We start from the raw sequence: 22,383 nt of genomic DNA, 5'->3' as shown, positions 1-22,383 counted from the left end.
TCAATACGTGAGGCGACCGTACCTATACTGGGCGGACCATGTCAAGAGCACCCCGCCGCCCTCCCGCGGAACGTCGTGCCGAACTCTCGGCCGCCGCCCGCGACCTCGCGCTCACCGACGGGCTCACCGCGGTGACCATGCGCGGTGTCGCCGGTCGCGCCGGGGTCGCTCCCGCCCTGGTCGCGCACTACCACCCGGTGATGGATGAGCTGGTCGCCTCCGCCTTCACCGCGGTCGTCGCCGCCGAATTGGATGAGGTGCGTGCCCTCCTCGATCGGGAAGTCGACCCGACGGCGCGCCTCGCCGCGCTGCTGCGGACGCTGCTCGACGGCACCCGCGACGATGTCACCCTCGTCTGGGTCGAGGCCTGGGCGCTCGGCCGGCGGAACGAGGCGCTCGCCGCCGCCGTGCGCGACCAGATGGACGCCTGGCAGGCGCTCATCCTCGACGTCGTCGAGCGCGGTGTCGCAGCCGGGGTCTTCCACGCCGACGACCCGGCGCAGGCCGCGTGGCAGCTGCTCGGCATGATCGACGGCCTCAACGCGCAGGCCCTGGTCCGCTGGGGCGCGGGCGGCGACCGCGGGCCCGTCCTCGCCCACGCGGTCGAGGGGCTCCTCGGACTCCGCCGCGGCACGCTCGACGCAGCGCCGGCCCCAGGTGCCGCGGTCGAGTCGTGAGAACTCAGCCGATCCAGGCGAGCAGCTCGGCGCGGAACTCGTCCGGCTTCTCGATGTGGGCGGAGTGCCCGCAGTCCTCGAACACGACCTCGCGCGTGGTGCCTCCGGCCGCGGCGTAGCGGTCGAGCACGGCCCGCGTCTGCACGAGCATCGGCTGGGGCGGAGCGACCTGATCGCCGGGCCACCCCGGGATGATGCCTGCGGCGCCCAGCTGGTTGAGGTCGAAGAAGGAGGCGTCGCCGACGATCGCGTCGACCGCGCCGTGGATCCACAGGATGGGCGGCTTGGCCGGCGCATCCACGATGCCCGAGGTGTCGAAGTACGTCGGGGCCAGGGTGTTGAGGATGCCGCGCGTGCCCGGCGCGAATCCCGGCCAGTGCTCGGACGCGCTCGCATCGCCGGGGTAGTTGTCGGGGCCGGTCGCCGTGGACAGCATCGACTCCACCCAGAGGTCCTCGTACTCGGAGACGAACCCGGGCGCGACGTAGGAGGAGCGGTACACGGCGCGCGGCGACGTCGGAGCGTCCTCGCTGGTGTCGCCCGCGGCGAGCCGTGCGACGAAATCCGGGTTGGCGCCGCCGCCTCCCGTGCCCGACGCGTCCGGGTTGAGCAGGCTGCCGTCGGTGGCCGTCCCGCCGAAACCGTACGGCGAGACGGGGGAGACCAGGGTCAGGCTCGCGACGAGGTCCGGCCGGTCGAGCAGCAGCTGCATGACCACGCCGCCGCCGAGGCTCCAGCCGACCACGTGCACCGCGCCGAGACCGAGCTCGTCCGCCACCGCCGCGACGTCGTCGGAGAAGTCGCGGACGCCGCGGGTCGCATCCACCGGGAGGGTCTCGCTGTCGCCGAACCCGCGGAGGTCGACCGCGAGCGCGCGCACGCCCTCCGGCAGCGACTGCATGAGCGGCTGCCAGAACAGCGACGACGAGACGTTTCCGTGCACGAACAGCACGGTACGGAGCGGGTCGCCCGCGGCCGGGCGCTCCAGCACGTTGGCGGTGTAACGGGAGGTGCGGACGGCGCGGGCGTCGATGCCGGGCAGCAGCGTTCCACTCATCGGGGTGTCTCCTTCGGGTCGAGGACGGGGAGGACCTGCCGCAGGCCGGCATCGGTCATGAGGATCGTGTAGTGGTTCACGTCGTCGGCCTCGTGGATGCGCATCCCGGGCAGGCGCTCCCGCCACTCGGCGATGACGGCGGGGTCGTAGAGGGGCGGTCCGTCGAGGAGGCCGCGCGGTGCGCGCACGAAGTCGATCGGAAGGCGGAGGGCGGCCAGCGCCTCGGCGTAGCCGGCAGACCCGTCGAGCTCGAGCGCATTCACGGACACGGCATCGGGGTCGGCGCTCGACCGCAGCTCCGGCGCGTCGCCGACGAGGTCGTACGCGACGTAGTCGGCGATCGCGGCGTTCCACCACGGACCGATCGCGGGATGCCGCCGCCAGAACGCCTCGTACTCCTCCGGCGACGCGAACCGCATCCGCAGACGCTCGAGCGCCGGGCCGAGGATCACGGCCGGGAGGTCCTCGGGTGGGACGCCCTCGGGTGCGGGGACGGGCAGGCCGCCGTCGATCAGCACCAACCGCTCGACCCGGTGGGGGTGGCGTTCGGCGAAGCGGACCGCGACGAAGCCGCCCATGGAGTGACCGGCGGCGACGACCCGGTCGACCGCGAGCGCATCCAGTGCCCTGGCCAGATCGTCGGCGTGCTGCGTGAGCCCGAACGGGGCCGGGAGCCCGGAGCTGCGGCCGCGCCCGCGCAGGTCCGGCGCGATCAAGCGGTGGTGCGGCAGCGCGTCGGCGGCGAGGAGCCAGGCACGGTGACTGGCCGTGATGCCGTGGATGGCGAGGATCGGCATCCCCTCGGCGTCCGGATGCCACACACCGCCGGCGAGGTCGCCGCCGTCGACCGGGACCGCGAACGGCGTGTACTCCGTCGCGGTCGTCACCGGGCGCTCCACCCGCCGTCCATCGTGTAGCTGGCGCCGGTGACCATGCCGGCGTCGTCACCGGCGAGCCAGAGCGCCAGACTCGCCACCTCGGTCGGCTCCACCAGGCGTTTGATCGACGCCTCGGTCAGCATCACCTTCTCGACCACCTCGTCCTCCGGGATGCCGTGCAGACGTGCCTGGTCGGCGATCTGCTTCTCGACGAGCGGGGTGCGGACGTAGCCGGGATTGATGCAGTTGGAGGTGACGCCGTGCGCTCCACCCTCGAGCGCGGTGGTCTTCGAGAGCCCTTCCAGGGCGTGCTTGGCGGTGACGTACGCCGACTTGAACTCGGACGCCCGCAGGCCGTGGACGCTGGAGATGTTGACGATCCGGCCGAAGCCCCGCTCGTACATCCCGGGCAGCACAGCGCGGATGAGGAGGAACGGAGCCTCCACCATGATCCGCAGCATCAGGGCGAACGTCTCCGGCTCGAACTCGGGGATCGGACGGACGTGCTGGATGCCGGCGTTGTTCACGAGGATGTCGACATCCACCGCCGCGTCGGCAGCCGCGTCGGCCAGCTCGCCGGTCTTCGACAGGTCCACCTCCCAGGCGTCGCCGCCGAGCCGCGCCGCGACCTCGCGCGCCGCGTCGCCGTTCAGGTCGGCGATCGTCACCCGTGCGCCCGCTGCCGCGAACGCCTCGGCGCAGGCGAGCCCGATGCCGCTGGCGCCGCCGGTGACCAGCGCGCGCCTCCCCGTGAGATCGGTCATCGATGACGCTCCTTCCCGCCGGGCCAGCGGCCCGCGGGCCGCGGATCGCCGTGCGCTCCACGCGCACTCTAACGCCGGGCGACGGGAACGGGGAAGAGCGGTGGGCGGCCGGGTCGCACCTCAGCCGTAGACGAGTCCGATGCGCTCCCGGATGGTGTCGAGCGTGCCCATGATGGCGACCGACTGCGAGAGCGGCAGGCGGACATCCTCTCCGCCGCCTGCCGCGATCAGCCGTTCGATCGCGCGCGCCTGGTACTGCATCCCGCGCCCGTCGATGCGCGACTCGTACGTCTCGATGACGTGGCCCTTCGGATCGACGACCCGGAAGGAGGTGGGCGCGTAGAAGGTCGCGGCGAGCTCGACCCGAGCGTCCGTCCCGATGACGGTGGCGCTGTTGTCGCCCGCGGCGTCCAGCTCAGTGGTGAGCGTCGCCTGAGCGCCGCTCTCGTAGCCGAGCAGGATGGACGTCTGGCGGTCGACGCCGGTCGCGGTCGGTGTCGACAGGGCGAGCACCTGGTTCGGTGCGCCCAGCACATCCCAGGCGAACGACACCGTGTAGATGCCGAGATCGAGCAGCGCGCCGCCGCCGAGCGCCGGGTTCAGCATCCGGGCGGCCGGGTCGGGGTTCGTGAGTTGGACGTGGTGGGCGACGACCGAGCGCAGCTCGCCGAGGGTGCCGTCGCTGATGATCTCCTGCAGACGCTCCATGTGGGGCAGCCACCGCGTCCACATCGCCTCGAGCGCGACCAGTCCGCCCGCGCGGGCGGCGTCGGCGATCTGCTGCGCTTCGGCCTCGTTCATCGTGAACGGCTTCTCGACGAGGACGTGCTTCCCGGCTGCGAGCGCGAGCAGGGCGTTGGGGGCGTGCTGCGGATGCGGCGTCGCGACGTAGACGATGTCGACATCCGGATCGGCGACGAGCTCCTCATAGCTGCCGTGCGACCGGGGCACGGCGTGCGCGGCGGCGAACTGCGCGGCCGCCTCCGGGGTGCGGGATCCGACCGCGGCGACGGTGTGGCCGTCGAGCTGCAGGTCGCGGGTCATGGCGGCCGCGATGCCGCCCGTTCCGAGGATGCCCCACGCGGGGGAGGAGGTCGTCATGCGGTCATCGTACCGACGGCGGGCGGGTGGACGTTCGGCGGTCGGTCGTCCGGAACGGAGGTGGGTCAGGCCGCCGGCGTCGAAACGTCCTCCGTTTCCGGTGATTCATCGGCGCGGCGGAGGGATTCTCCTCCCTTTCCGAGCAGCCGAGCAGGTGGGCGAAAGGGAGGAGAAACGGCGCGACTCGCCCCCGCGAGGCCGGAATCGGAGGAGTTTCTGGGCGGGCCGGGCGTGGGATCCTCCGTTTCGCGCGGGTTGGTGAGGGGCACGGGACGGGGCTGGGACGGACGCGGGAGGCGGGGACGGACGCGGGAGGCGGGGAAGGGGAGGCGGCGCTGGGCGTTACGCGACCGGGAGACCGACCGCCTCCTCGGCGTGGTGGCAGGCCACCTCGCGCAGCGGGATGCCGGGTCCGTCGAGCGGGCGGAGCGGCGGGACCACCGTGCGGCACTCGTCGGTCGCCATCCAGCAGCGCGGGTTGAAGCGGCAGCCCGACGGCGGGTCCACCGGCGACGGCGGCTCCCCGGCGAGGATGCGCCGCTGCGCCAGGCGGCCCCGGCCCTCGCGGGTGGCGGTCGGCGTCGCGGAGAGCAGCGCCTGGGTGTAGGGATGCGACGGGCTCTCGTAGAGCACGTCGGTGTCGCCGAGCTCCGCGATCCGGCCCAGGTACATGACGGCCACGCGGTCGGCGATGTGCCGGACCACGGACAGATCGTGCGCGATGAACACGATCGACACCCCGAGGCGGCGACGGATGTCGCCCAGCAGGTTGATCACCTGCGCCTGCACCGACACGTCGAGCGCGGAGACCGGTTCGTCGCAGACCAGGACGTCCGGGTCGAGCGCCAGAGCGCGGGCGATGCCGATGCGCTGCCGCTGCCCGCCGGAGAACTGGTGCGGGAACCGCGTGAGCATGTCCTCGCCGAGTCCGACCAGCTCCAGCAGCTCGACGGCCCGTGCGCGCCGAGCGGAGCGGTTCATCGCGTGGGCCGCGGCGATCGGCTCGGTGACGATGTCGAGCACCGTCATGCGCGGGTCGAGAGAGGCGTACGGGTCCTGGAAGATCATCTGCACCCCCTCGCGGAGGTGCTTGCGGTCGCGCCGGCGGCCGCGTCCCACGTCGGTGCCGCGGTACGCGAGCGTGCCCTCATCGGGACGTTCGAGGCCGACGAGCATGCGCGCGAGAGTCGACTTGCCGCATCCCGACTCCCCGACGATGCCGAGGATCTCGCCGGCGTGCAGGTCGAGCGAGATGCCGTCGACCGCCGACACGGTCGCCGACCGCAACGCGGAGCCGGTCGCGAAACGGCGGACGAGGCCGTGCGCGCTGAGGACGACCTCGGCTTCCGGGGCGGTCGCGTCACCGGCGCGCGAGTCGGCGACGGTGCGGGTATCAGGGGACGAGTTCACCGATGAGCTCCTCGGATCGGATGCAGGCCGCCCGCCGACCGGGGGCGACCTCTTCGAGCGGGGGACGGACGCTGCGGCAGGCCTCGACGGCCAGGTGGCAGCGGGGATGGAACGAGCAGCCGGACGGGACGCGCGCCGGACTCGGCGGCGACCCGGGGATGGTGAGCAGATCCGACCCGCGCTGTGCCGCCTGCGGAACCGACCGCAGGAGAGCCTCCGTGTACGGGTGGGCCGGGCGGGCGAACACCGTGTCGGCGTCGCCGGACTCCACGATCCGGCCGGCGTACATGACGGCCACCCGGTCGGCGACCTCCATGACGACGCCCAGGTCGTGCGTGATCAGGAGCACGCCCATCCCGAGCCGGTCGCGCAGCGAGCCCAGCAGGTCGAGGATCTGCGCCTGCACGGTGACGTCGAGCGCGGTCGTCGGCTCGTCCGCGATGAGGAGTTCCGGCTCCAGGGCGATGGCCATGGCGATCAGGATGCGCTGACGCATGCCACCGGAGAACTGGTGCGGGTAGTCGTCGACCCGGCGCTCCGGGGCGGGGATGCCGACGAGCGCGAGGAGTTCGGCCGCGCGGGCGCGCGCCTCCTTCCGGCCGGCGCCGCGGTGCACGCGGAAGAGCTCGCCGATCTGGTCGCCGATCGTCATCACCGGGTTGAGTGCCGAGAGGGCGTCCTGCAGGACGAGCGAGATGCGCTCGCCGCGGAGTCGCCTGCGCGCCTCCTCGCTCACGGACAGCAGGTCGACGTCGCCCAGGCGCAGCACGTCGGCCGTGACCCGGGTGTTCTCCTCGCCGAGGCCCATGATGGCCCGCGCGGTGACCGACTTGCCCGAACCGGACTCGCCCAGGAGCGCCACGAACTCGCCCCGGCCGACGCGGAGGTCGACCTCGCGAACCGCGGGGATATCCGGGCCGCCGCCGGTGAAGGCCACGGAGAGATTGCGTACCTGCAGCACGTCGGTGCTGTGCGCGTTCGATGTGTCCACGTCGACATCCTCGCATGTGAGTCGTTTCCGGAATGTTTCAATCAGGAAACATCCGTGCCGAATTTTCAAATCAATGTTGACACAGCCGCCGGATATCCGCGAGATTGGCTGCTGTTGCGCCTGATTGCGCAGCGGCCTCAACCTCACCAGGACGAAGGAGACAGCGTGCTCGACCCCGCCCCGCGCTACACGGGCTACACCGCATACGACTACCTGGAGGCAGGCAAGGACTACCGCGAGTTCCGCTACGCCAAGCAGATCAACCGGGTGCCCGAGTACGCCGGCCTCGACCTCAGCGACGACCAGAAGGAGCGCACGACGCGCCTCCTCTCCGAGTCGACGGTCATCTCCCTGCACGACCACGTGCAGGTCTTCCCCGAAGACATGACCCAGCTCCGCGACCACATCCGCCAGGGCCGCGAACCAACCGGCTACCAGGGCCTCTCGCGCTCGGGGATCACGGCGGTCTTCGACAACGGGATGGACGGCACCTGCTGCATCTCGAGCGACGCCGGCTGGAAGTACCAGGACGTGCTCTTCGACCTCGGCGTCCGCATGGCCGACCTGGCCCACCAGGACTTCGTCATCAAGGGCGAGACGATCAAGGACATCGAGTACGCCGCCGAGACCGGGCGCATCGCCCACATCTTCGCCCTCGAGGCGGCGACCCCGATCGAGAACGAGGTCGACCGGCTCGACGTGCTCTACGGCTTCGGCGTGCGCCAGATGGGCATCGCGTACTCGGAGGCGAACTACCTGGGCTCCGGGCTCAAGGAGCGCGGTGACGGTGGGCTGACGTACTTCGGCGAACGCGCCGTCGAGCGGATGAACAAGCTGGGCATCGCGATCGACGTCTCGCACTCGGGCGACCGGACGGCGGTGGATGCGATCAAGGCCTCCGCCAAGCCGGTCTTCATCACCCACGCGGGAGCCCGCGGCCTGTGGCCGACGAACCGCATGAAGACGGACGAGACGATCATCGAGTGCGCCAAGCGCGGCGGTGTCATCGGCATCGAGGCCGCACCGCACACGACGCTGTCGCCCCAGCACCCGCGTCACTCGCTGGAATCGGTCATGGACCACTTCCAGTACTGCGTCGACCTGGTCGGCCTGGAGCACGTTAGCTTCGGACCGGACACCCTCTTCGGCGACCACGTCGGACTGCACGACGCGTTCGCGTCCAACCTGTCCCTCGGGCAGGCGCACGGGAAGGTCGACTACGAGAAGGTCGAGTACGTCGACGGCCTCGAGAACCCGGCCGAGGAGTTCTACAACATCATCGGCTGGCTGGTGAAGCACGACTACTCCGACGACGAGATCCGCGCCGTCGTGGGTGGAAACACTCTTCGGGTCCTGAAGGAGGTGTGGGTCTGATGCGCCCACGGAAGATCGCGGTCGCGGCGGCCACTCTCGCCGTCGCGGCCCTGGCGCTCAGCGCGTGCGCGCCGAGCGCACCGCCCGCGGCGAGCTCCGCCACGGCCGGCTCGGCGACGCTCACGATCGCCACGACGACCGATGTCGTCAACTACAACCCGCTCGTCGGCAACAGCCGGAGCGACTACTGGATCACCAACCTCATGTATCCGCACCTGCTGGAGATCGCGAACGACGGTTCGAAGAGGCCGCAGCTCGCCACCAAGTGGGGCTACGTGAACGACACCACCGGGTACTACGAGATCCGCGACGACATGAAGTGGAGCGACGGCCAGCCGCTCACCGCGGAGGACGTCGCGTGGACGATGAACGCGGTGAAGAAGGACAAGCCCTCCGGCACCTTCTACGGCCAGCTCGCCAACCTCGACACGGCGAAGGCGGTGTCGAAGACGCGGGTCGAGTTCACCCTGACCAAGCCGGATTCGTCGATCGTCGATGAGATCGGCTTCTGGGGCAACATCGTCCCGAAGCACGTGTTCGAGAAGGCCGACTCGGTCGCCACGTTCCCGAACGACGGCAAGGACGGCGGCTGGGTCAGCGCCGGACCGTACAAGCTGTCGGCGGTGCAGGTGGGGCAGAGCTACACGCTCGACCGCGTCGACGACTACCCGCTGGTCGAGGGAGGCACGCCGCTCTCCGCCAAGGTCGTGTACCGGGTCTTCCCGGACGTCAACACGGAGATCCTCGCGCTGCAGAGCGGTGAAGTGGATGCGATCGCCAACGCGCTGCCCCCGGCGCAGGTCGCGAAGCTGAAGTCGACGAGCGGCATCACGGTCACCGAGGCGGTCGGGCTGGGCTACGCCCACATGACCTACAACATGAAGAACCCGGTGCTCGCGAAGCTCGAGGTGCGTCAGGCGCTCGCCCACGCGGTCGACTACGACGCGATCCGCAAGGTCGTGCTGCAGGGTCAGGCCGTGTCGACCGGGTCGAGCCCGCTGATGCCGGTGCTGAAGGACTACTACGACAAGTCCATCAAGGAGTACTCGTTCGACACGGACGAGGCGCGGTCGCTGATGGAGAAGGCGGGATACACGGCCGGCTCCGACGGGATGTTCCCGGTCAAGTTCCGGCTGATCTACTCGCTCCAGGACAGCGTCACCTCGCAGTGGGCGACCCTCGTCAAGGACAGCGCGGCGAAGGCGGGCATCCCGATCGAGCTCCAGGGCACCGAGCGGAACACCTACCTCGCGATGACCAACAAGGGCGACTTCGACATCTACGCCGGCAACTTCGCCATCATGGACGACCCGGTGACGAACATGACGCTCGCCTACCTCCCCGGAGGCGCCATCAACTACACCTACGTCGACGACGCGAAGCTCAACGATCTGATCGCCCAGGGCGCCGCGACCACCGACAAGAAGGAGAAGGTGAAGCTGATGCGGGAGGCCGCGAAGATCGTGCGGGACAACGTGTACGACAACATCATGTACACGCAGAACCTGTACTTCGCGTCCAGCTCGAAGTGGACCGGGTTCGTCTCGAAGCCCAGCGAGCTCCTGTCCATCGTCAACCCGGTCTCGGTCGCCAGCGCGCACCCGACCGGCAAGTAGCCGAAAGCGAGGCCGACCCGCGTGTCCCGGTTCCTGTTCCTGCTCCCGAGGCTCGGGAGGGGTGTGCTCACGATCTGGTTCGCCGTGACCGTGACGTTCCTCCTGCTGCGCCTGCTGCCCGGAGACCCGGCGCTGGCGGTCGCCAGCCCGAACATGACCGAGGACACGCGGGCGGCCCTGCTCCAGCAGTACGGGCTCGATCAGCCGCTGATCGTGCAGTACGGCATCTATCTGTGGCAGCTCGTCCAGGGAAACCTGGGGGTCTCGTTCACGCAGTCGATTCCTGTGCTCGACGTGCTGATGCAGCGACTCCCGTGGACGCTGCTGCTCACCGGCACCGCTCTGGTGCTCACGGTGGCCGTCGGCATCCCGCTCGGGGTGCTGGCGGCCTCCCACCGCGGCCGCTTCCTCGACAAGGTCGTGCAGATCGTCGGCGTCACCGGACAGTCCATCTTCGTCCCGAGCATCGGCGTGCTGCTGCTGTTCGTGTTCGGGCTGATGCTGCACTGGCTGCCGATCGGCGGAGCGTACGACCAGGACGCCTACGGGATGGCCTGGTACGGCTCGGTGGCCAGCCATCTCATCCTCCCGGCGGTGTCGCTCATGCTGGTGCAGCTCGGCTCGTACGTGCTCACCATGCGCTCGACGTTGATCGACGCGCTGGGGGAGGACTACACGACCCTGGCCCGGGCCAACGGCCTCCCGTACCGCCGGGTGCTGTGGAAGCACGCCCTGCGGAACGCGCTGCTCCCGACCACGACGCTGATCGGGCTCCAGCTGGGCTTCCTCGTCGGCGGCGCCGTCCTCACCGAGACCGTGTTCGCCTATCCGGGCATCGGCCGCGGGATCTACGAGGCGGTCACGCAGCTCGACTTCCCGGTGCTGCAGGGCGCGTTCCTGATGCTCGCCATCACGGTCGTGGTGGCGAACATGATCACCGACACCGTCTACGGATTCCTCGACCCGAGAGTGAAGAAGGCATGACCCAGGCAGCAGTCACCGAGGCCGCGGTCGGCATCGAGCCGGTCGCCCTGGAGAACGGCCGCGCGGCCGCGCAGACCTGGCGGGCGTTCCGCCGGGAGCCGCTCGGGATGCTGGCGCTCGCCGTTCTCATCCTGCTCACCATCGTCGCGATCGCGGCCCCGCTGATCGCGCCCTATCCGCCGAGCTACGGCGACCCCGTCCTCGCGCCGCCGAGCGGCGCCCACTGGTTCGGCACCGACAGCCTCGGCCGGGATGTGTTCGGCGAGGTGGTCTGGGGGTCGCAGCAGAGCATCCTGGTCGCGGTGGCGGCCTCCGCCATCGCCATCGTCGTCGGGACCATCGTCGCCGTCGCCGGCGCGTACTTCCGGCGGCTCGACGGCTTCATCAGCGTCATCGTCGACCTGACCCTGTCGCTCCCGGTGCTGCCGCTGATGATCCTCATCGCCGCGCTGGTGGGACCGAGCACCACCACGATCATCCTCGTCGTCGCCGCCTTCTCCTGGCCGGAGGTCACGCGGCTGGTGCGGTCGCAGGCGCTGACCGTCGTGCGCCTCCCGTACGTCGACGCCGCCCGGCTGATGACCTCCTCCCCGCTGTGGATCATCGTGCGGCACGTGGTCCCGGCGGTCACTCCTGTCATCGTCGTCTCCGTCGTCGTCACCGCCTCGCGCGCCGTGCTCTCCGCCGCGGGCCTCGCCTTCCTCGGGCTGGGCGATCCGAATGTCTGGTCGTGGGGGCGCATCCTCTACGAGGCGCAGCAGTCGGGCGCGATGTCGAGCGCCTGGTGGCTGACCCTGTTCCCGTCCATCGCGATCCTGCTGCTCGTGCTCTCGGCGACGCTGCTGTCCATCGCCTACAACGACGCGCGCAACCCCAAGTCGCGTCGCCGCTGATCCGAAGGAGACCCGTGTTCCGCACCCGGCTGACCGCCGACGCGCTCGACCGCATCCAGGACCGCGTCCGCTCCCGGCTCGCCACCGAGGGGCTCGACGCCCTGCTGACCGACTCGCCGGAGGACGTCGCCTACCTGACCGGCTTCTTCCATCATCCGAGCGAACGGCCGGTGGCGGTGTGGATGGATGCGGAGGGTCGAACGGTCCTCCTCGTTCCCGAGCTCGAGCGGGAGAACGCGGAACGCCAGTCCGCCCGGGCGGAGCTGGTGTCCTATCCCGAGTTCCCCGGTGTCCTTCCGCCGTTCCGCGCGCTCGCGGACCGGGTTGGGCGGGCCGGCCGGGTGGGGTTCTCGACCGGGATGACGTGGGAGCGGCAGGCCGCTGCGTCCGCCGAACTCGACGCAGCCGAGGCCGTTGCGACGCCGCTGGTCACCGTGGCGCGCTACGTGAAGCTGCCCGAGGAGGTCGCCCTGCACGCCGAGGCGGCGCGCATCACCGACCTGATGCTCGAATCCGGCGTCGCCCTGATCCGCGAGCGCGTCTCGGCCGGCGGCGAGCTGCCGAGCGAGGCGGAATTGGCCTCGCATGTCGGCGGCGTCGGCGTCTCGACGATGTACGCAGAGCACGACGATGTCGTCGTCGTGTCGCCGCTCGCGGGCGGCCTCGTCTACGCGGGCGCGAACTCCGCCTACCCGCACGGGCTGCCGTCCGGGTACCGACTGCGGCCCGGCGACACCTTCATGCTCTCGCTCGGCTGCGCCGTCGGCGGCCGCTTCGTCGAGGGGGAGCGCACCTTCGTGCTGGGCACGCCGACCGCCGACCAGCGGCGCTACCACGACGCCGTGCGGCTCGCGCAGGCCACCGGCGCCTCCGCCATCCGGCCCGGCCGCGAGTGCCGCCAGGCGAACGCCGACTGCCTCGACGTCATCCGGGAGGCGGGCCTCGGCGAGTACCTCCGCCATCGGCAGGGGCACGGCATCGGACTCGGGATGCACGAGCCGCCGTGGCTGGAGGACGGCGACCCGACGCCGCTCGAAGCGGGGATGATCGTCTCCAACGAGCCGGGCGTCTACATTCCCGGGCATGCCGGTTACCGCATCTCCGACTCCATGCTGGTCACGGAGGACGGCGCGAGACCGCTGACCTCGTTCCCCCGCGACCTGGACCACTGCACCATCGACCTCTGAACCACCGATCTCTGAACCACCGCACCACGGCACCGCCATCGAAAGGAACACCGTGACCACAGACGTCTCCCCCGAGTTCGCCGCCGCGACCACCACCGCGCAGTTCGTCGAGATCAACGGCAACCGCCTCGCCGTCGAGGTGCTCGGACCCGAGGGGGCGCCGGTGATCATCACCCACCACGGCGCGCCCGGTCTCGGTTCGCGCGCCGAGCCGCGCGCCAGCTTCGGGCGCCTGGCGGACGAGTACCGCGTCGTCGTGTTCGATGCGCGCGGCTCGGGCGAGAGCGAGGGCAACGGCGAGTTCAGCCACGAGCAGTGGGCGGCAGACATCGACGCGCTGCGCGAGTGGATCGGCGCCGAGCGGATCGTCATGGCCGGCGGCTCGTACGGCGGCTTCATGTCGCTGGAGTACGCGACGCGGTACCCGGACCGGGTACTCGCCCTGGTGTTGCGCGACACGGCCGCCGACAACTCCCACTCGGAGCTGTCCCGGAAGAACGCGCTCGCCTCCGACCGGGTGACCGTCGACATGGACAAGTTCGACCGCATCGACGAGGGCCGCGTGCGCGACAACGACGACCTCCGCGACTGCTGGCGCGAGATCCTCCCGCTGTACGACTACGTCTACGACCCTGAGGCGGTCAAACGGAAGGTCGAGGCCACCCCGTACCGCTACGAAGCGCACAACTACGCCTTCTCGAAGAACCTTCCGACCTATGATCTGAAGGGGGCGCTCCCGGGGATCACCGCACCCACGCTGGTGACCGTCGGGCGGACCGACTGGATCACGCCGGTCTCGTGCTCGGAGACGATCGTGTCGCTCATCCCGGATGCGCGGCTGGCGATCTTCGAGAAATCGGGTCACTCCCCCCAGATCGAGGAGGCGGAGGCATGGACGGACACGGTGCGGGGATTCCTGCACGAAGCGGTGCCGCCGGTGCGGAGCGCGGCGTCCGAGTGAAGGCGCTCGACACCCTCGACGACCTCGACCGCCGCATCATCGTCGCGCTCCAGCACGACGGACGAGCGAGCTGGACCGCGATCGCGGACATGGTCGGCAGCTCCTCCGCCACCGTCGCCCGCCGCGGCCAGCAGCTGGTGCAGGACGGCGTCGTGCGGATCGCCGTCGTGCCGGCGCTCGGCAGCTCCGGGCAGGTCGACACCTTCCTGGTGCGCCTGAACTGCCGTCCGGGCACGCAGCTCGAGGTCGCGGCAGCGCTCGTGGAGCATGCCGACGTCCGCTTCCTCACGCTGGTGACCGGGCAGTACGACATCATGGCCGAGGTCGTGGTGACGGGAGGGGCAGCCCACTACCCCCAGCTCATCCAGCAGCTGCAGTCCATCGCCGGCATCAAGCGCTGGCGCAGCGACCTCATCATGCACGTGCACAAGGTGCGGCACGACTGGAGCCGGCAGTTGTTCGCCGAGACGATGAAGCTCCCGCAGGAGGACGAGAAGGCGTCGCTGGTCGACGCCGAGATGTGCGAGCCCGACCACCTCGACGAGGCCGACCGCCGCATCCTCGCCGCCCTCCGCGACGACGGCCGCGTCACCTTCCAGGCCATCGGCGACCGGACGGGCATGAACGAGTCCAGCGTGCGGCGCCGCTTCGACCGGATGCGCGCGAACCACTGCCTCGACATCCTCACGCTCGTGCCCGCGGCGGCGCTCGGGATGGGCGCGGAGACGCTGCTGCTGGTCAAGGTCGCGCCGTCCCGGCTGGAGGCGGTCGCGCAGGAGCTCTCCGGGTATCCGGCCGTGCGCTACCTCGCCTCGCTGCTGGATGACAACTCCCTGTTCTGCGAGCTGATCACGCCGTCCGTGGGCGAACTGAACCAGTTCATCTCCCACACCCTCTCGGTACTCGAGGGCGTCGAGGGCTGGACCGGCGCGATGGAGCTGCTGTACCTCAAGCGCGGCTTCATCGAGACGCCGTGGTGGCGGGCGCAGGTCGGCTACGCCGACGAGGCGGAGCGGCGGGAGGCGGCGCGCCTGCGGGCGTGACGCTCGCGTCCGCGCCCAGCGCGGCCACTCCGTCGGTGCTGCGGAAACGGAGGACATCCAGCACGTGCGGCTCCGCGCATCCTCCGTTCGTGGCGAATCGCCGCGCGTCGCCGTGGGAGTTCCTCCCTTTCCACGGCCGCCGGGGCACCTTTCCCGCGTCCGCGAGGAGGCGGGAAACGGAGGAGTTTCCGTCCGACACTCCGGCGGAATGCGCGGAACGGAGGAGTTCCCGAGCCGATCGGACCCGGAACTCCTCCGTTTCGGTCCGAGGGTGGCGGGTGCAGGGCGGTCACTCCCGGAGGAGGCCGCGCAGCGTCTCGATCGTGTCGGCCTCGCCGGCGTCCTTGTCGTCGCGGTAGCGCTTGACGCGGGCGAAGCGCAGGGCGATGCCGCCGGGGTAACGGGTGGAGCGCTGCACGCCGTCGATCGCGATCTCCACGACGGTCGTCGGCGCGACCCAGACCGTCCCGGCGGTTCGCCGCACCTCGATCTCCTGGAAGTGCTCCGTCTGCCAGGCGAGGAGCTTGTCGGTGAGGCCCTTGAAGGTCTTGCCGACCATCACGAACCTGCCCGGCTCGCCGAACGCGCCCTCCGGATCGCGGGCGCCGAGGTGGATGTTCGACAGCAGCCCCTGCCGCCGCCCCGACCCCCACTCCACGGCGAGGACGACGAGGTCGTAGGTGTGCACCGGCTTCACCTTCACCCAGCTGGAGCCCCGGCGACCCGCAGCGTACGGAGAGTCGATCGCCTTGACGACCACACCCTCCTGCCCGGCGGTGAGGGCGTCGCGCGAGACGCGCTCGGCAACCTCCGGGTCGGCCGTGACCTCCCCGGGGATGCGGTGATCGCCGGCCACGCGCTCCAACTCCGCCAGCCGGGTGGACAGCGGCTCGTCGAGCAGATCGCGGCCGTCGACGTGCAGGATGTCGAAGAACCACGGATGAAGCACCGTCTCGCGCACGGCATCGGGACCCTCAGTCGCAGGCTCCTTCGGCGCTGGGGTCGCGGCGTCGCTTCGCGCCGCCCCTGAGCTCCACCGCGCAAATCTCGACATGGTCTCCTGGAAGGGCCGGGGAGCGCCGCCCTCATCCAGCGACAGGGTCTCTCCGTCGAGGATCACGTCGCGCACCGGCAGTCGCCGCGCCACCTCGACCACCTCCGGCACGCGGTGGGTGATGTCCGCGAGGTTGCGGGTGAAGACGCGCACCTCGTCTCCGAGACGATGCACCTGGATGCGCGCGCCGTCGAGCTTGTACTCGACCGACGCCTCGCCGGTCGTTGCCAGGGCCTCCGCCGCGCTCGGGGCGGACGCCGCCAGCATCGGCAGAACCGGTCGGCCAACGACCAGGCCGACCGCATCGAGCTCCTCCGCGGAGCCGGTCAGCGCGAGGCGGGCGGTCTCGCCGAGGTTTCCGGACAGCATCGCCGCGCGGCGAACGCTGTCGCCGGGGCGGTCCGCGGCCCGGGCGATCGCATCCATGAGCACGCCCTCGAGTGCCCCGGTGCGCATCTCGCCGAGGAGCACGCGCGCGATGAAGTCCTGCTCGCGTGCGGTGGCCTGCGCCGTGAAGTCGAGGAGCGCGCGGTTGCGCTCGCCGGCCGAGCCGGATCCCGACAGCGCCGCGAGGCGGTCGAGCAGCGCATCCAGATCGTCGACGGTCAGAGTGGCCTCCGACGCGGGTTCGCCCATCGCGCCGTTGAGCCCGCGCCAGCCGACGCCGACGCGCCCCTGCCGCGCTTTGCCGACGAGGAAACCGACGGCCGGGGCGATCTCCTCCGGGTCGAGGTCGGCGAGGAGCGCCGCGAGCGCATCCACCTTCGCCAGCCGGGAGCGAGTGGATGCGACGGTCTCGGCCGTCGTCACGAGCGTGTCGAGGAGCACGTCCCCATACAACCACCGGCCTCCGACGTCGCACGGCCGGGCCGGTTCTAGGCTGAGCCCATGAACACGGTCCACAACCTCGACGCCGCCTTCGCCCTCATCCCGGAGCCCTGGCAGCCGCACCGGCTCGCGAGCGTCAACGACTACGACGTGAAGGTGGCGCGCCTGCGCGGCGAGTTCGTCTGGCACGCGCATCCCCAGACCGACGAGCTCTTCCTCGTCATCGAGGGGCGGCTCACCATCCAGCTGCGCGACGGGGATGTGGAGCTCGGTCCGCACGACGTGTTCGTCGTCCCGCGCGGCGTCGACCACTGCCCGAAGGCCGACGAGGACGCGCTCGTCGTGATGGTGGAGCCGAAGGGGACCGTCAACACCGGCGACCGTCCGGGCGAGCGAACCGCCGAGCTGCGCGAACTCGCCGACGAGGTCTGACCGGCCGCGGGCGGCATCGAAACACTCGCAACACCACCGAAACGCGGGCGAAACGCGTCGCCGATAGCGTCTGGCCATGGGCGAGCTGTTCGGTGGATACGCGACCGCGACGTCCGGCAGGCGTCAAGGCGGCAGCACCCCCTTCGATGAGATGTTCGCGGACGCGACAGCAGCGGAGGGCGGTATCCGCCCGGCCTATCGCGAGCTGTTCGCGGCCCTCGCCTCGCTCACCCAGGAGGAGCTGCGGGGGCGGACGGAGGCGCTGGCCAGGTCGTACCTCGCGCAGGGCGTGACCTTCGACTTCGCCGGCGAGGAGCGCCCGTTCCCGCTGGATGCCGTCCCGCGGGTGATCGAGCAGGACGAGTGGGCCCACGTCGAGGCGGGAGTCAGGCAACGCGTCCGGGCGCTCGAGGCCTTCCTCAGCGACGTGTACGGCGACCAGAATGCTGTCCGCGACGGTGTCATCCCGGCGGGGCTGATCACCTCGTCGGCGCATTTCCACCGGGCGGCGGCCGGGATCACGACGGCCAACGGCGTGCGGATCCAGGTGTCGGGCATCGACCTGATCCGTGACGAGGTCGGAGCGTGGCGCGTTCTCGAGGACAACGTCCGCATCCCGAGCGGTGTCAGCTACGTCATCTCGAACCGGCGCGTGATGGCCCAGACGCTCCCCGAGCTGTTCACGTCGATGCGGGTGCGCCCGGTCGGCGACTATCCGTATCGCCTGCTCCAGGCGCTCCGGGCGAGCGCCCCGGACGGCATGGAGAACCCGAACGTCGTCGTGCTGACCCCCGGCGTCTACAACTCCGCCTACTTCGAGCACACCCTCCTCGCCCGGCTGATGGGGGTCGAGCTGGTCGAAGGGCGCGACCTGTTCTGCTCGGGGGGTCACGTGTGGATGCGCACCACGTCGGGACCGCAGAAGGTCGACGTGATCTACCGGAGGATCGACGACGACTTCATCGATCCGCTTCAGTTCCGCGTCGACTCCGTCCTCGGCACGCCGGGCCTGATGCTGGCCGCGCGCCTCGGGAATGTGACGATCGCCAACGCCGTCGGCAACGGCGTCGCCGACGACAAGCTCGTCTACACGTACCTGCCCGACCTCATCCGCTATTACCTGGCCGAGGAGCCGGTGCTCCCCAACGTCGACACCTGGCGCTTGGAGGAACCGGAGTCGCTCGCCGAGGTGCTCGACCGGCTCGACGAGCTCGTCGTCAAACCGGTCGACGGCTCCGGCGGCAAGGGCCTCGTGATCGGGCCGGACGCCTCCCGCGCGGAGCTCGCCGACCTTCGCGCACGTCTCGCCGCCGACCCGCGCGGGTGGATCGCTCAGCCGGTCGTGCAGTTGTCGACCATCCCCACACTGGTCGACGACGGGATGCGCCCGCGACACGTCGACCTCCGCCCGTTCGCCGTCAACGACGGCCGAGACATCTGGGTCCTCCCGGGAGGTCTCACCCGGGTCGCCCTCGCCGAGGGCCAGCTGGTCGTCAACAGCAGCCAGGGCGGCGGATCGAAGGACACCTGGGTGGTCGGCGCCGCGGCGACCGACGTGCCGGCCGACCGTTCGGGTCAGCGGCGCCCCGGCGATGCATCGGAGGGGGCCTCCCGGGTGGCGGGAATCGTCGCCGAGCAGGCGGCGGGCCCCGGTGTCTCCGCCCAGCACGTGCCCGACCACTCTGCGGAGGACGCGCCGCGCTCCGATCAGCAGCAGCAACAGCAGCAACAGCAGCAGCAGGGCGTCCCGGGGGAGGTCACCTCATGCTGAGTCGCATCGCCTCCTCGCTCTTCTGGATCGGCCGCTACATCGAGCGGAGCGACGGCACGGCCCGCATCCTCGACGTTCACCTGCAACTCCTCCTCGAAGACCCGTGGATCGACGAGGACACCGCGTGCCGATCGCTCCTCAGCGTGATGGGCAGCCCGGCGCCGGAGTCCGCGATCGTTCGGGAGGACGTGCTCCGCATCCTGGCGGTCGACCGCGCGGCGCCCGCATCCATCGTCTATTCGCTCGCGTCTGCGCGGGAGAACGCCCGACGCGCCCGCGAGATCATCTCGACCGAACTCTGGGAGTGCCTCAACACCACGACCGCGCGGATGCCGCGACGGGTGACCAGCGACAAGGTGCACGAGTTCTTCAGCTGGGTGCGCGAGCGGGCGGCCCTCGCCGTCGGGCTGATGGAGTCCGGGGCGAGCCGCGACGAGGCCTGGCACTTCTTCACCCTCGGTCGCAGCCTGGAGCGGGCCGACATGACGGCACGCCTGCTCGCGACGCGGTCGCTGACCGAGGCGAGCGGGCCGAGCTGGACGACCCTCCTGCGCTCCTGCGGCGCCTACGAGGCGTACCTGCGGACGTACCGCGGAGTGCCGTCCGCGAGGAACGCTGCGGAGTTCCTCCTGCACGACAGGCTCTTCCCGCGATCGATCCTCTACTCGGTGGCGCGCGCGGTGGACAGTCTGCGCGAGATCGAGCCGAGACTGGAGCGGGTCGGGGTCTCCGATCAGGCGGCACGGATGCTCGGGCAGGTGCGCAGCGAGCTCGAGTTCCGGCCGGTGGCCGACGTGCTCGACGACCTCCCGGCCTTCATGTCCGCCATCCAGGACGCGACGAGCGCGGCGACGACGGCGGTCGCCATGCGCTACTTCCCTGAGAGCGTTGCGCCGAGCTGGACGGGGGACAGGGCGTGAAACGGCTCAGGATCGTGCATTCGACGGGCTACCGCTACGACGGCGACGTGACCGCCTCGTACAACGAGGCGCGCATGCTCCCGGTCTCCGGCTCCCGGCAGCTCGTGCTCCACTCGTCCCTCGATGTGCAGCCGGTCTCCTCCCACCACCAGTACACCGACTACTGGGGCACCAGGGTCCTGGCGTTCGATGTGCTCGCCCCGCACAGCGAACTGACGATCACGGCGAGCAGTCTCGTGGAGGTGCTCGAGGCGGAGCATCCGACCTCGACTGTCGGCTGGGAGGAGCTCGCCGCCGTCGTCCCGAGGTCCGCCGCGTGCGTCGAGCAGCTCCGTCAGACGGCGCTCACCGCGCCGCCGCCCTCGCTGGCCGAGCTCGCCGCATCCGTCGTGGCAGGCCTGGGACCCGAGGTCGACGGACCCTGCGCCGCCGCCCAGGCGATCGTCGCCGCCGTGTCGTCCGAGATGGAGTACGTGAGCGGAGTGACCGGCGTTCGAACCGCTGCCGCCGAGGCGTGGGATGCGCGGAGCGGTGTCTGCCAGGACATCGCCCACGTCGCGGTCGGGGCGCTCCGCTCGGTGGGGATTCCCGCGCGCTACGTCTCCGGCTATCTGCATCCTCAGGCCGACGCCGCCGTCGGGGAGACCGTCGTGGGGGAGTCGCACGCGTGGGTGGAGTGGTTCTGCGGCGGGTGGCACGGTTACGATCCGACGAACAGCATCCCCATCGGCGATCGTCACGTGCGCGTCGGCCACGGCCGGGACTACACCGACGTCACACCCCTCCGAGGCGTCTACGCGGGCGGCAGCGGGTCAGAACTGTTCGTCTCCGTCTCCATCACCCGGGAGGCATGAGTCGGCGCTGAGGATCCCTTCGCGCCGTGTTCGTTTCCCCACCCTCCCGTGACCGCTTTTCCTCTGGTGGAGGGGCGCCCACGATATCGTCGTCTCACACGCCACTTCGGGAGACGGGCCTTCGCATGCCGAGACAGGAGCGCGCGGAGAGAACGCGCCTCGCCATCCTCGACGCCGCCGCCGCGGAGTTCGACGAGCACGGGTACGAGGGCGCTCGCCTGGAGCGGATCGTCGAGCGGACGGGCGCGACAAAGGGCGCGGTGTACTTCCACTTCCGTTCGAAGCTCGACATCGCTCGGGCCCTCGTCGCCGAGAAGTACGCGAACTGGCCGGTCATCATCGGCGAGGTCGAGGAGTCCGGGTTGCGGGGGCTCCCTGCCGCGCGGGAGCTGACGCGCCGCGTCGGTGCGCTGCTGGCCTCGGACGTGCGCGTCCGTGCCGCCATGAAGCTGTCGCAGACCGTGCTCCCGCCGTCCGCCGACGAGAACCCCTACGCGCGCTGGGTCGCCGTCCTCTCGCGGTTCCTGGAGCAGGAGACCGAGGACCGCGGCGGGCCGGAGGTGGATGCGCGAGCCGTCGCGACGGTCGCGGTGCACGGCATCTTCGGGGCGTACATGATCGCGGACGAGCGCGGGACGCTCGACGCGCTCGCGTCGGACATCGAGAGGATCTGGGACGTCCTCGCCGTGCCCTTCGGCCGCTGAACCCGATTTGCACTCAAACCGGTGAGTCCGTATGTTTTGGCGCGGGGACACCGACGACACTCGGCGTCGTCACCGGGGGAGTACGCCCCGTCTCTTCGCGAGTCGGGGCGTACCCCCGACCCGAGCCCACCCGCGCGTCTCGGTCAGGACGACGGGTCCGCATCCCGTCGCGTTGCGCGATGACGCAGGATGCGGCGGAGCACCAGCCATCCGAGCACGAGACCGACGGCCGCGTAGACGACGATGTCGATGTACTCCGTGTACCTCTCGACGAGGTGGTACTGCGTGCCGAGGGCGAACCCGGCACCCACGAGGATCGCGTTCCAGAGCAGCGTCCCGGCCAGGGTGAACGCCGCGAACCGGCCGAACGGCATCCGTGTCGCGCCCGCCGGGAGCGAGATCAGGCTCCGCACCAGGGGCACGAGCCTCCCGAAGAAGACGGCGCCGCGGCCGTGGCGCTTCAGCCAGTCGGCGGCCTTGGTGAAGTCCTCCTCCTCGACCAGGGGCAGCCGTGACAGCAGACGGACGGCGCGGTCCTCCCCCAGCGTGCGGCCGAGGACGTACAGGATGGCCGCCCCGGCGAAGCTGCCGAGCGTCGCCGCGACCAGCACGAGCACCACGTTCAGCGACCCCTGGTACGCGAGGAATCCGGCGAACGGCAGGATCACCTCGCTCGGGATCGGCGGGAACACCACCTCCGCCAACGAGCACAGTCCCACCCCGATCTCGCCGAGGGCGGTCATGACGCGGGCGGCGAGACCGGCGATGCCGCCGAGCTCGGACGGGTCGGCCTGCGTCTGCAGCGGAGACGCGGCCACGGGCAGGGCGAGAAGCTGTCCTGTCATGGCGACGACGGTACCCGCGACTCGATGGGAAACGCGTGG

21 protein-coding genes are annotated in these 22,383 nt (G+C 70.7%); 13 read left to right on the top strand and 8 right to left on the bottom strand.

Annotation, left to right across the window (positions count from 1 at the left end; translation table 11 throughout):
• Positions 1-38: 38 nt before the first annotated feature.
• Positions 39-677 carry a TetR/AcrR family transcriptional regulator gene (locus ABIC47_RS03385; RefSeq protein WP_089877946.1) on the top strand — a complete coding sequence of 213 codons (639 nt, stop codon included), beginning with the start codon at positions 39-41 and terminating at the stop codon, positions 675-677.
• A gap of 4 nt (positions 678-681) precedes the next feature.
• On the opposite strand, the gene ABIC47_RS03380 is transcribed toward ABIC47_RS03385, so the two are convergent.
• The 6 genes from ABIC47_RS03380 to ABIC47_RS03355 all read right to left on the bottom strand — a co-directional run bounded on the left by ABIC47_RS03380 (position 682) and on the right by ABIC47_RS03355 (position 6,878).
• Positions 682-1,734: an alpha/beta hydrolase gene (locus ABIC47_RS03380; protein WP_354477155.1), complete on the bottom strand. Its 1,053-nt coding sequence runs from the start codon at positions 1,732-1,734 to the stop codon at positions 682-684.
• Positions 1,731-2,621: an alpha/beta hydrolase gene (locus ABIC47_RS03375; RefSeq protein WP_354477153.1), complete on the bottom strand. Its 891-nt coding sequence runs from the start codon at positions 2,619-2,621 to the stop codon at positions 1,731-1,733. The genes ABIC47_RS03380 and ABIC47_RS03375 overlap by 4 nt, the downstream gene beginning before the upstream one ends.
• Positions 2,618-3,376 carry a 3-hydroxybutyrate dehydrogenase gene (locus tag ABIC47_RS03370; RefSeq protein ID WP_354477150.1) on the bottom strand — a complete coding sequence of 253 codons (759 nt, stop codon included), beginning with the start codon at positions 3,374-3,376 and terminating at the stop codon, positions 2,618-2,620. Before ABIC47_RS03370 ends, ABIC47_RS03375 begins: the two co-directional genes overlap by 4 nt.
• A 120-nt stretch (positions 3,377-3,496) precedes the next feature.
• Positions 3,497-4,477, bottom strand: coding sequence for a Gfo/Idh/MocA family protein (locus tag ABIC47_RS03365; RefSeq protein WP_354477147.1), 981 nt, complete (start codon positions 4,475-4,477; stop codon positions 3,497-3,499).
• A 342-nt stretch (positions 4,478-4,819) separates the two neighbouring features.
• Positions 4,820-5,887, bottom strand: a complete 1,068-nt coding sequence (locus ABIC47_RS03360; protein WP_354477145.1) for an ABC transporter ATP-binding protein — start codon at positions 5,885-5,887, stop codon at positions 4,820-4,822.
• The gene (locus ABIC47_RS03355; protein WP_354477142.1) at positions 5,871-6,878 is read right to left on the bottom strand and encodes an ABC transporter ATP-binding protein; all 1,008 of its coding nucleotides are present in this window, start codon (positions 6,876-6,878) and stop codon (positions 5,871-5,873) included. Before ABIC47_RS03355 ends, ABIC47_RS03360 begins: the two co-directional genes overlap by 17 nt.
• Positions 6,879-7,043: 165 nt before the next feature.
• On the opposite strand from ABIC47_RS03355, the gene ABIC47_RS03350 reads away from it, so the two are divergent.
• The 7 genes from ABIC47_RS03350 to ABIC47_RS03320 are packed head-to-tail and all read left to right on the top strand — an operon-like array spanning position 7,044 to position 14,936.
• Entirely contained in the window at positions 7,044-8,252 is a 1,209-nt protein-coding gene (locus ABIC47_RS03350) for a dipeptidase (RefSeq protein ID WP_354477139.1), read from the top strand.
• Positions 8,252-9,868: an ABC transporter substrate-binding protein gene (locus tag ABIC47_RS03345; protein ID WP_354477137.1), complete on the top strand. Its 1,617-nt coding sequence runs from the start codon at positions 8,252-8,254 to the stop codon at positions 9,866-9,868. Before ABIC47_RS03350 ends, ABIC47_RS03345 begins: the two co-directional genes overlap by 1 nt.
• A gap of 21 nt (positions 9,869-9,889) precedes the next feature.
• Positions 9,890-10,852, top strand: coding sequence for an ABC transporter permease (locus ABIC47_RS03340; RefSeq protein ID WP_018192260.1), 963 nt, complete (start codon positions 9,890-9,892; stop codon positions 10,850-10,852).
• The gene (locus ABIC47_RS03335; protein ID WP_354477134.1) at positions 10,849-11,745 is read left to right on the top strand and encodes an ABC transporter permease; all 897 of its coding nucleotides are present in this window, start codon (positions 10,849-10,851) and stop codon (positions 11,743-11,745) included. Before ABIC47_RS03340 ends, ABIC47_RS03335 begins: the two co-directional genes overlap by 4 nt.
• Before the next feature lie 14 nt (positions 11,746-11,759).
• Positions 11,760-12,932 carry a M24 family metallopeptidase gene (locus ABIC47_RS03330; RefSeq protein WP_354477133.1) on the top strand — a complete coding sequence of 391 codons (1,173 nt, stop codon included), beginning with the start codon at positions 11,760-11,762 and terminating at the stop codon, positions 12,930-12,932.
• Positions 12,933-12,984: 52 nt separating this feature from the next.
• Positions 12,985-13,893 (top strand): alpha/beta fold hydrolase, encoded by a 909-nt coding sequence (locus tag ABIC47_RS03325; RefSeq protein WP_354477130.1) that lies wholly within the window; start codon positions 12,985-12,987, stop codon positions 13,891-13,893.
• Positions 13,824-14,936 carry an Lrp/AsnC family transcriptional regulator gene (locus ABIC47_RS03320; RefSeq protein WP_231371233.1) on the top strand — a complete coding sequence of 371 codons (1,113 nt, stop codon included), beginning with the start codon at positions 13,824-13,826 and terminating at the stop codon, positions 14,934-14,936. The genes ABIC47_RS03325 and ABIC47_RS03320 overlap by 70 nt, the downstream gene beginning before the upstream one ends.
• Before the next feature lie 289 nt (positions 14,937-15,225).
• Here the strand turns inward: ABIC47_RS03320 and ABIC47_RS03315 are convergent, their stop codons facing one another.
• Positions 15,226-16,818, bottom strand: a complete 1,593-nt coding sequence (locus ABIC47_RS03315) for an ATP-dependent DNA ligase (protein ID WP_354477126.1) — start codon at positions 16,816-16,818, stop codon at positions 15,226-15,228.
• A 60-nt stretch (positions 16,819-16,878) separates the two neighbouring features.
• Between ABIC47_RS03315 and ABIC47_RS03310 the strand changes: the two genes are divergently transcribed.
• From ABIC47_RS03310 to ABIC47_RS03290, 5 genes are all read left to right on the top strand, one after another.
• Positions 16,879-17,250, top strand: coding sequence for a cupin domain-containing protein (locus ABIC47_RS03310; protein ID WP_354477123.1), 372 nt, complete (start codon positions 16,879-16,881; stop codon positions 17,248-17,250).
• A gap of 76 nt (positions 17,251-17,326) precedes the next feature.
• Positions 17,327-19,021, top strand: coding sequence for a circularly permuted type 2 ATP-grasp protein (locus ABIC47_RS03305; protein WP_354477120.1), 1,695 nt, complete (start codon positions 17,327-17,329; stop codon positions 19,019-19,021).
• Positions 19,015-19,941, top strand: coding sequence for an alpha-E domain-containing protein (locus ABIC47_RS03300; protein ID WP_018192252.1), 927 nt, complete (start codon positions 19,015-19,017; stop codon positions 19,939-19,941). The genes ABIC47_RS03305 and ABIC47_RS03300 overlap by 7 nt, the downstream gene beginning before the upstream one ends.
• A complete protein-coding gene (locus tag ABIC47_RS03295) occupies positions 19,938-20,795 on the top strand; it encodes a transglutaminase family protein (RefSeq protein WP_354477117.1) in 858 nt (285 codons plus the stop codon). Before ABIC47_RS03300 ends, ABIC47_RS03295 begins: the two co-directional genes overlap by 4 nt.
• A gap of 125 nt (positions 20,796-20,920) precedes the next feature.
• Positions 20,921-21,499 (top strand): TetR family transcriptional regulator, encoded by a 579-nt coding sequence (locus ABIC47_RS03290; RefSeq protein WP_354477115.1) that lies wholly within the window; start codon positions 20,921-20,923, stop codon positions 21,497-21,499.
• 143 nt (positions 21,500-21,642) lie between these two features.
• Here ABIC47_RS03290 and ABIC47_RS03285 read toward each other — a convergent pair whose 3' ends face one another.
• Positions 21,643-22,344, bottom strand: coding sequence for a DedA family protein (locus tag ABIC47_RS03285; RefSeq protein ID WP_354477112.1), 702 nt, complete (start codon positions 22,342-22,344; stop codon positions 21,643-21,645).
• Between the last annotated feature and the right edge of the window lie 39 nt (positions 22,345-22,383).

Origin of the sequence: Leifsonia sp. 563, from assembly GCF_040545055.1 — a bacterium.
GTDB lineage: Bacteria > Actinomycetota > Actinomycetes > Actinomycetales > Microbacteriaceae > Leifsonia.
This window is presented reverse-complemented; position numbering and strand designations above follow the sequence as displayed.

Coding starts and splice junctions, on each gene's coding strand:
- ABIC47_RS03385 (WP_089877946.1), top strand. CDS start 39: ATGTCAAGAGCACCCCGCCGCCCTCCCGCGGAACGTCGTGCCGAACTC.
- ABIC47_RS03380 (WP_354477155.1), bottom strand. CDS start 1,734: ATGAGTGGAACGCTGCTGCCCGGCATCGACGCCCGCGCCGTCCGCACC.
- ABIC47_RS03370 (WP_354477150.1), bottom strand. CDS start 3,376: ATGACCGATCTCACGGGGAGGCGCGCGCTGGTCACCGGCGGCGCCAGC.
- ABIC47_RS03365 (WP_354477147.1), bottom strand. CDS start 4,477: ATGACGACCTCCTCCCCCGCGTGGGGCATCCTCGGAACGGGCGGCATC.
- ABIC47_RS03345 (WP_354477137.1), top strand. CDS start 8,252: ATGCGCCCACGGAAGATCGCGGTCGCGGCGGCCACTCTCGCCGTCGCG.
- ABIC47_RS03335 (WP_354477134.1), top strand. CDS start 10,849: ATGACCCAGGCAGCAGTCACCGAGGCCGCGGTCGGCATCGAGCCGGTC.
- ABIC47_RS03320 (WP_231371233.1), top strand. CDS start 13,824: ATGGACGGACACGGTGCGGGGATTCCTGCACGAAGCGGTGCCGCCGGT.
- ABIC47_RS03310 (WP_354477123.1), top strand. CDS start 16,879: ATGAACACGGTCCACAACCTCGACGCCGCCTTCGCCCTCATCCCGGAG.
- ABIC47_RS03305 (WP_354477120.1), top strand. CDS start 17,327: ATGGGCGAGCTGTTCGGTGGATACGCGACCGCGACGTCCGGCAGGCGT.
- ABIC47_RS03300 (WP_018192252.1), top strand. CDS start 19,015: ATGCTGAGTCGCATCGCCTCCTCGCTCTTCTGGATCGGCCGCTACATC.
- ABIC47_RS03290 (WP_354477115.1), top strand. CDS start 20,921: ATGCCGAGACAGGAGCGCGCGGAGAGAACGCGCCTCGCCATCCTCGAC.
- ABIC47_RS03285 (WP_354477112.1), bottom strand. CDS start 22,344: ATGACAGGACAGCTTCTCGCCCTGCCCGTGGCCGCGTCTCCGCTGCAG.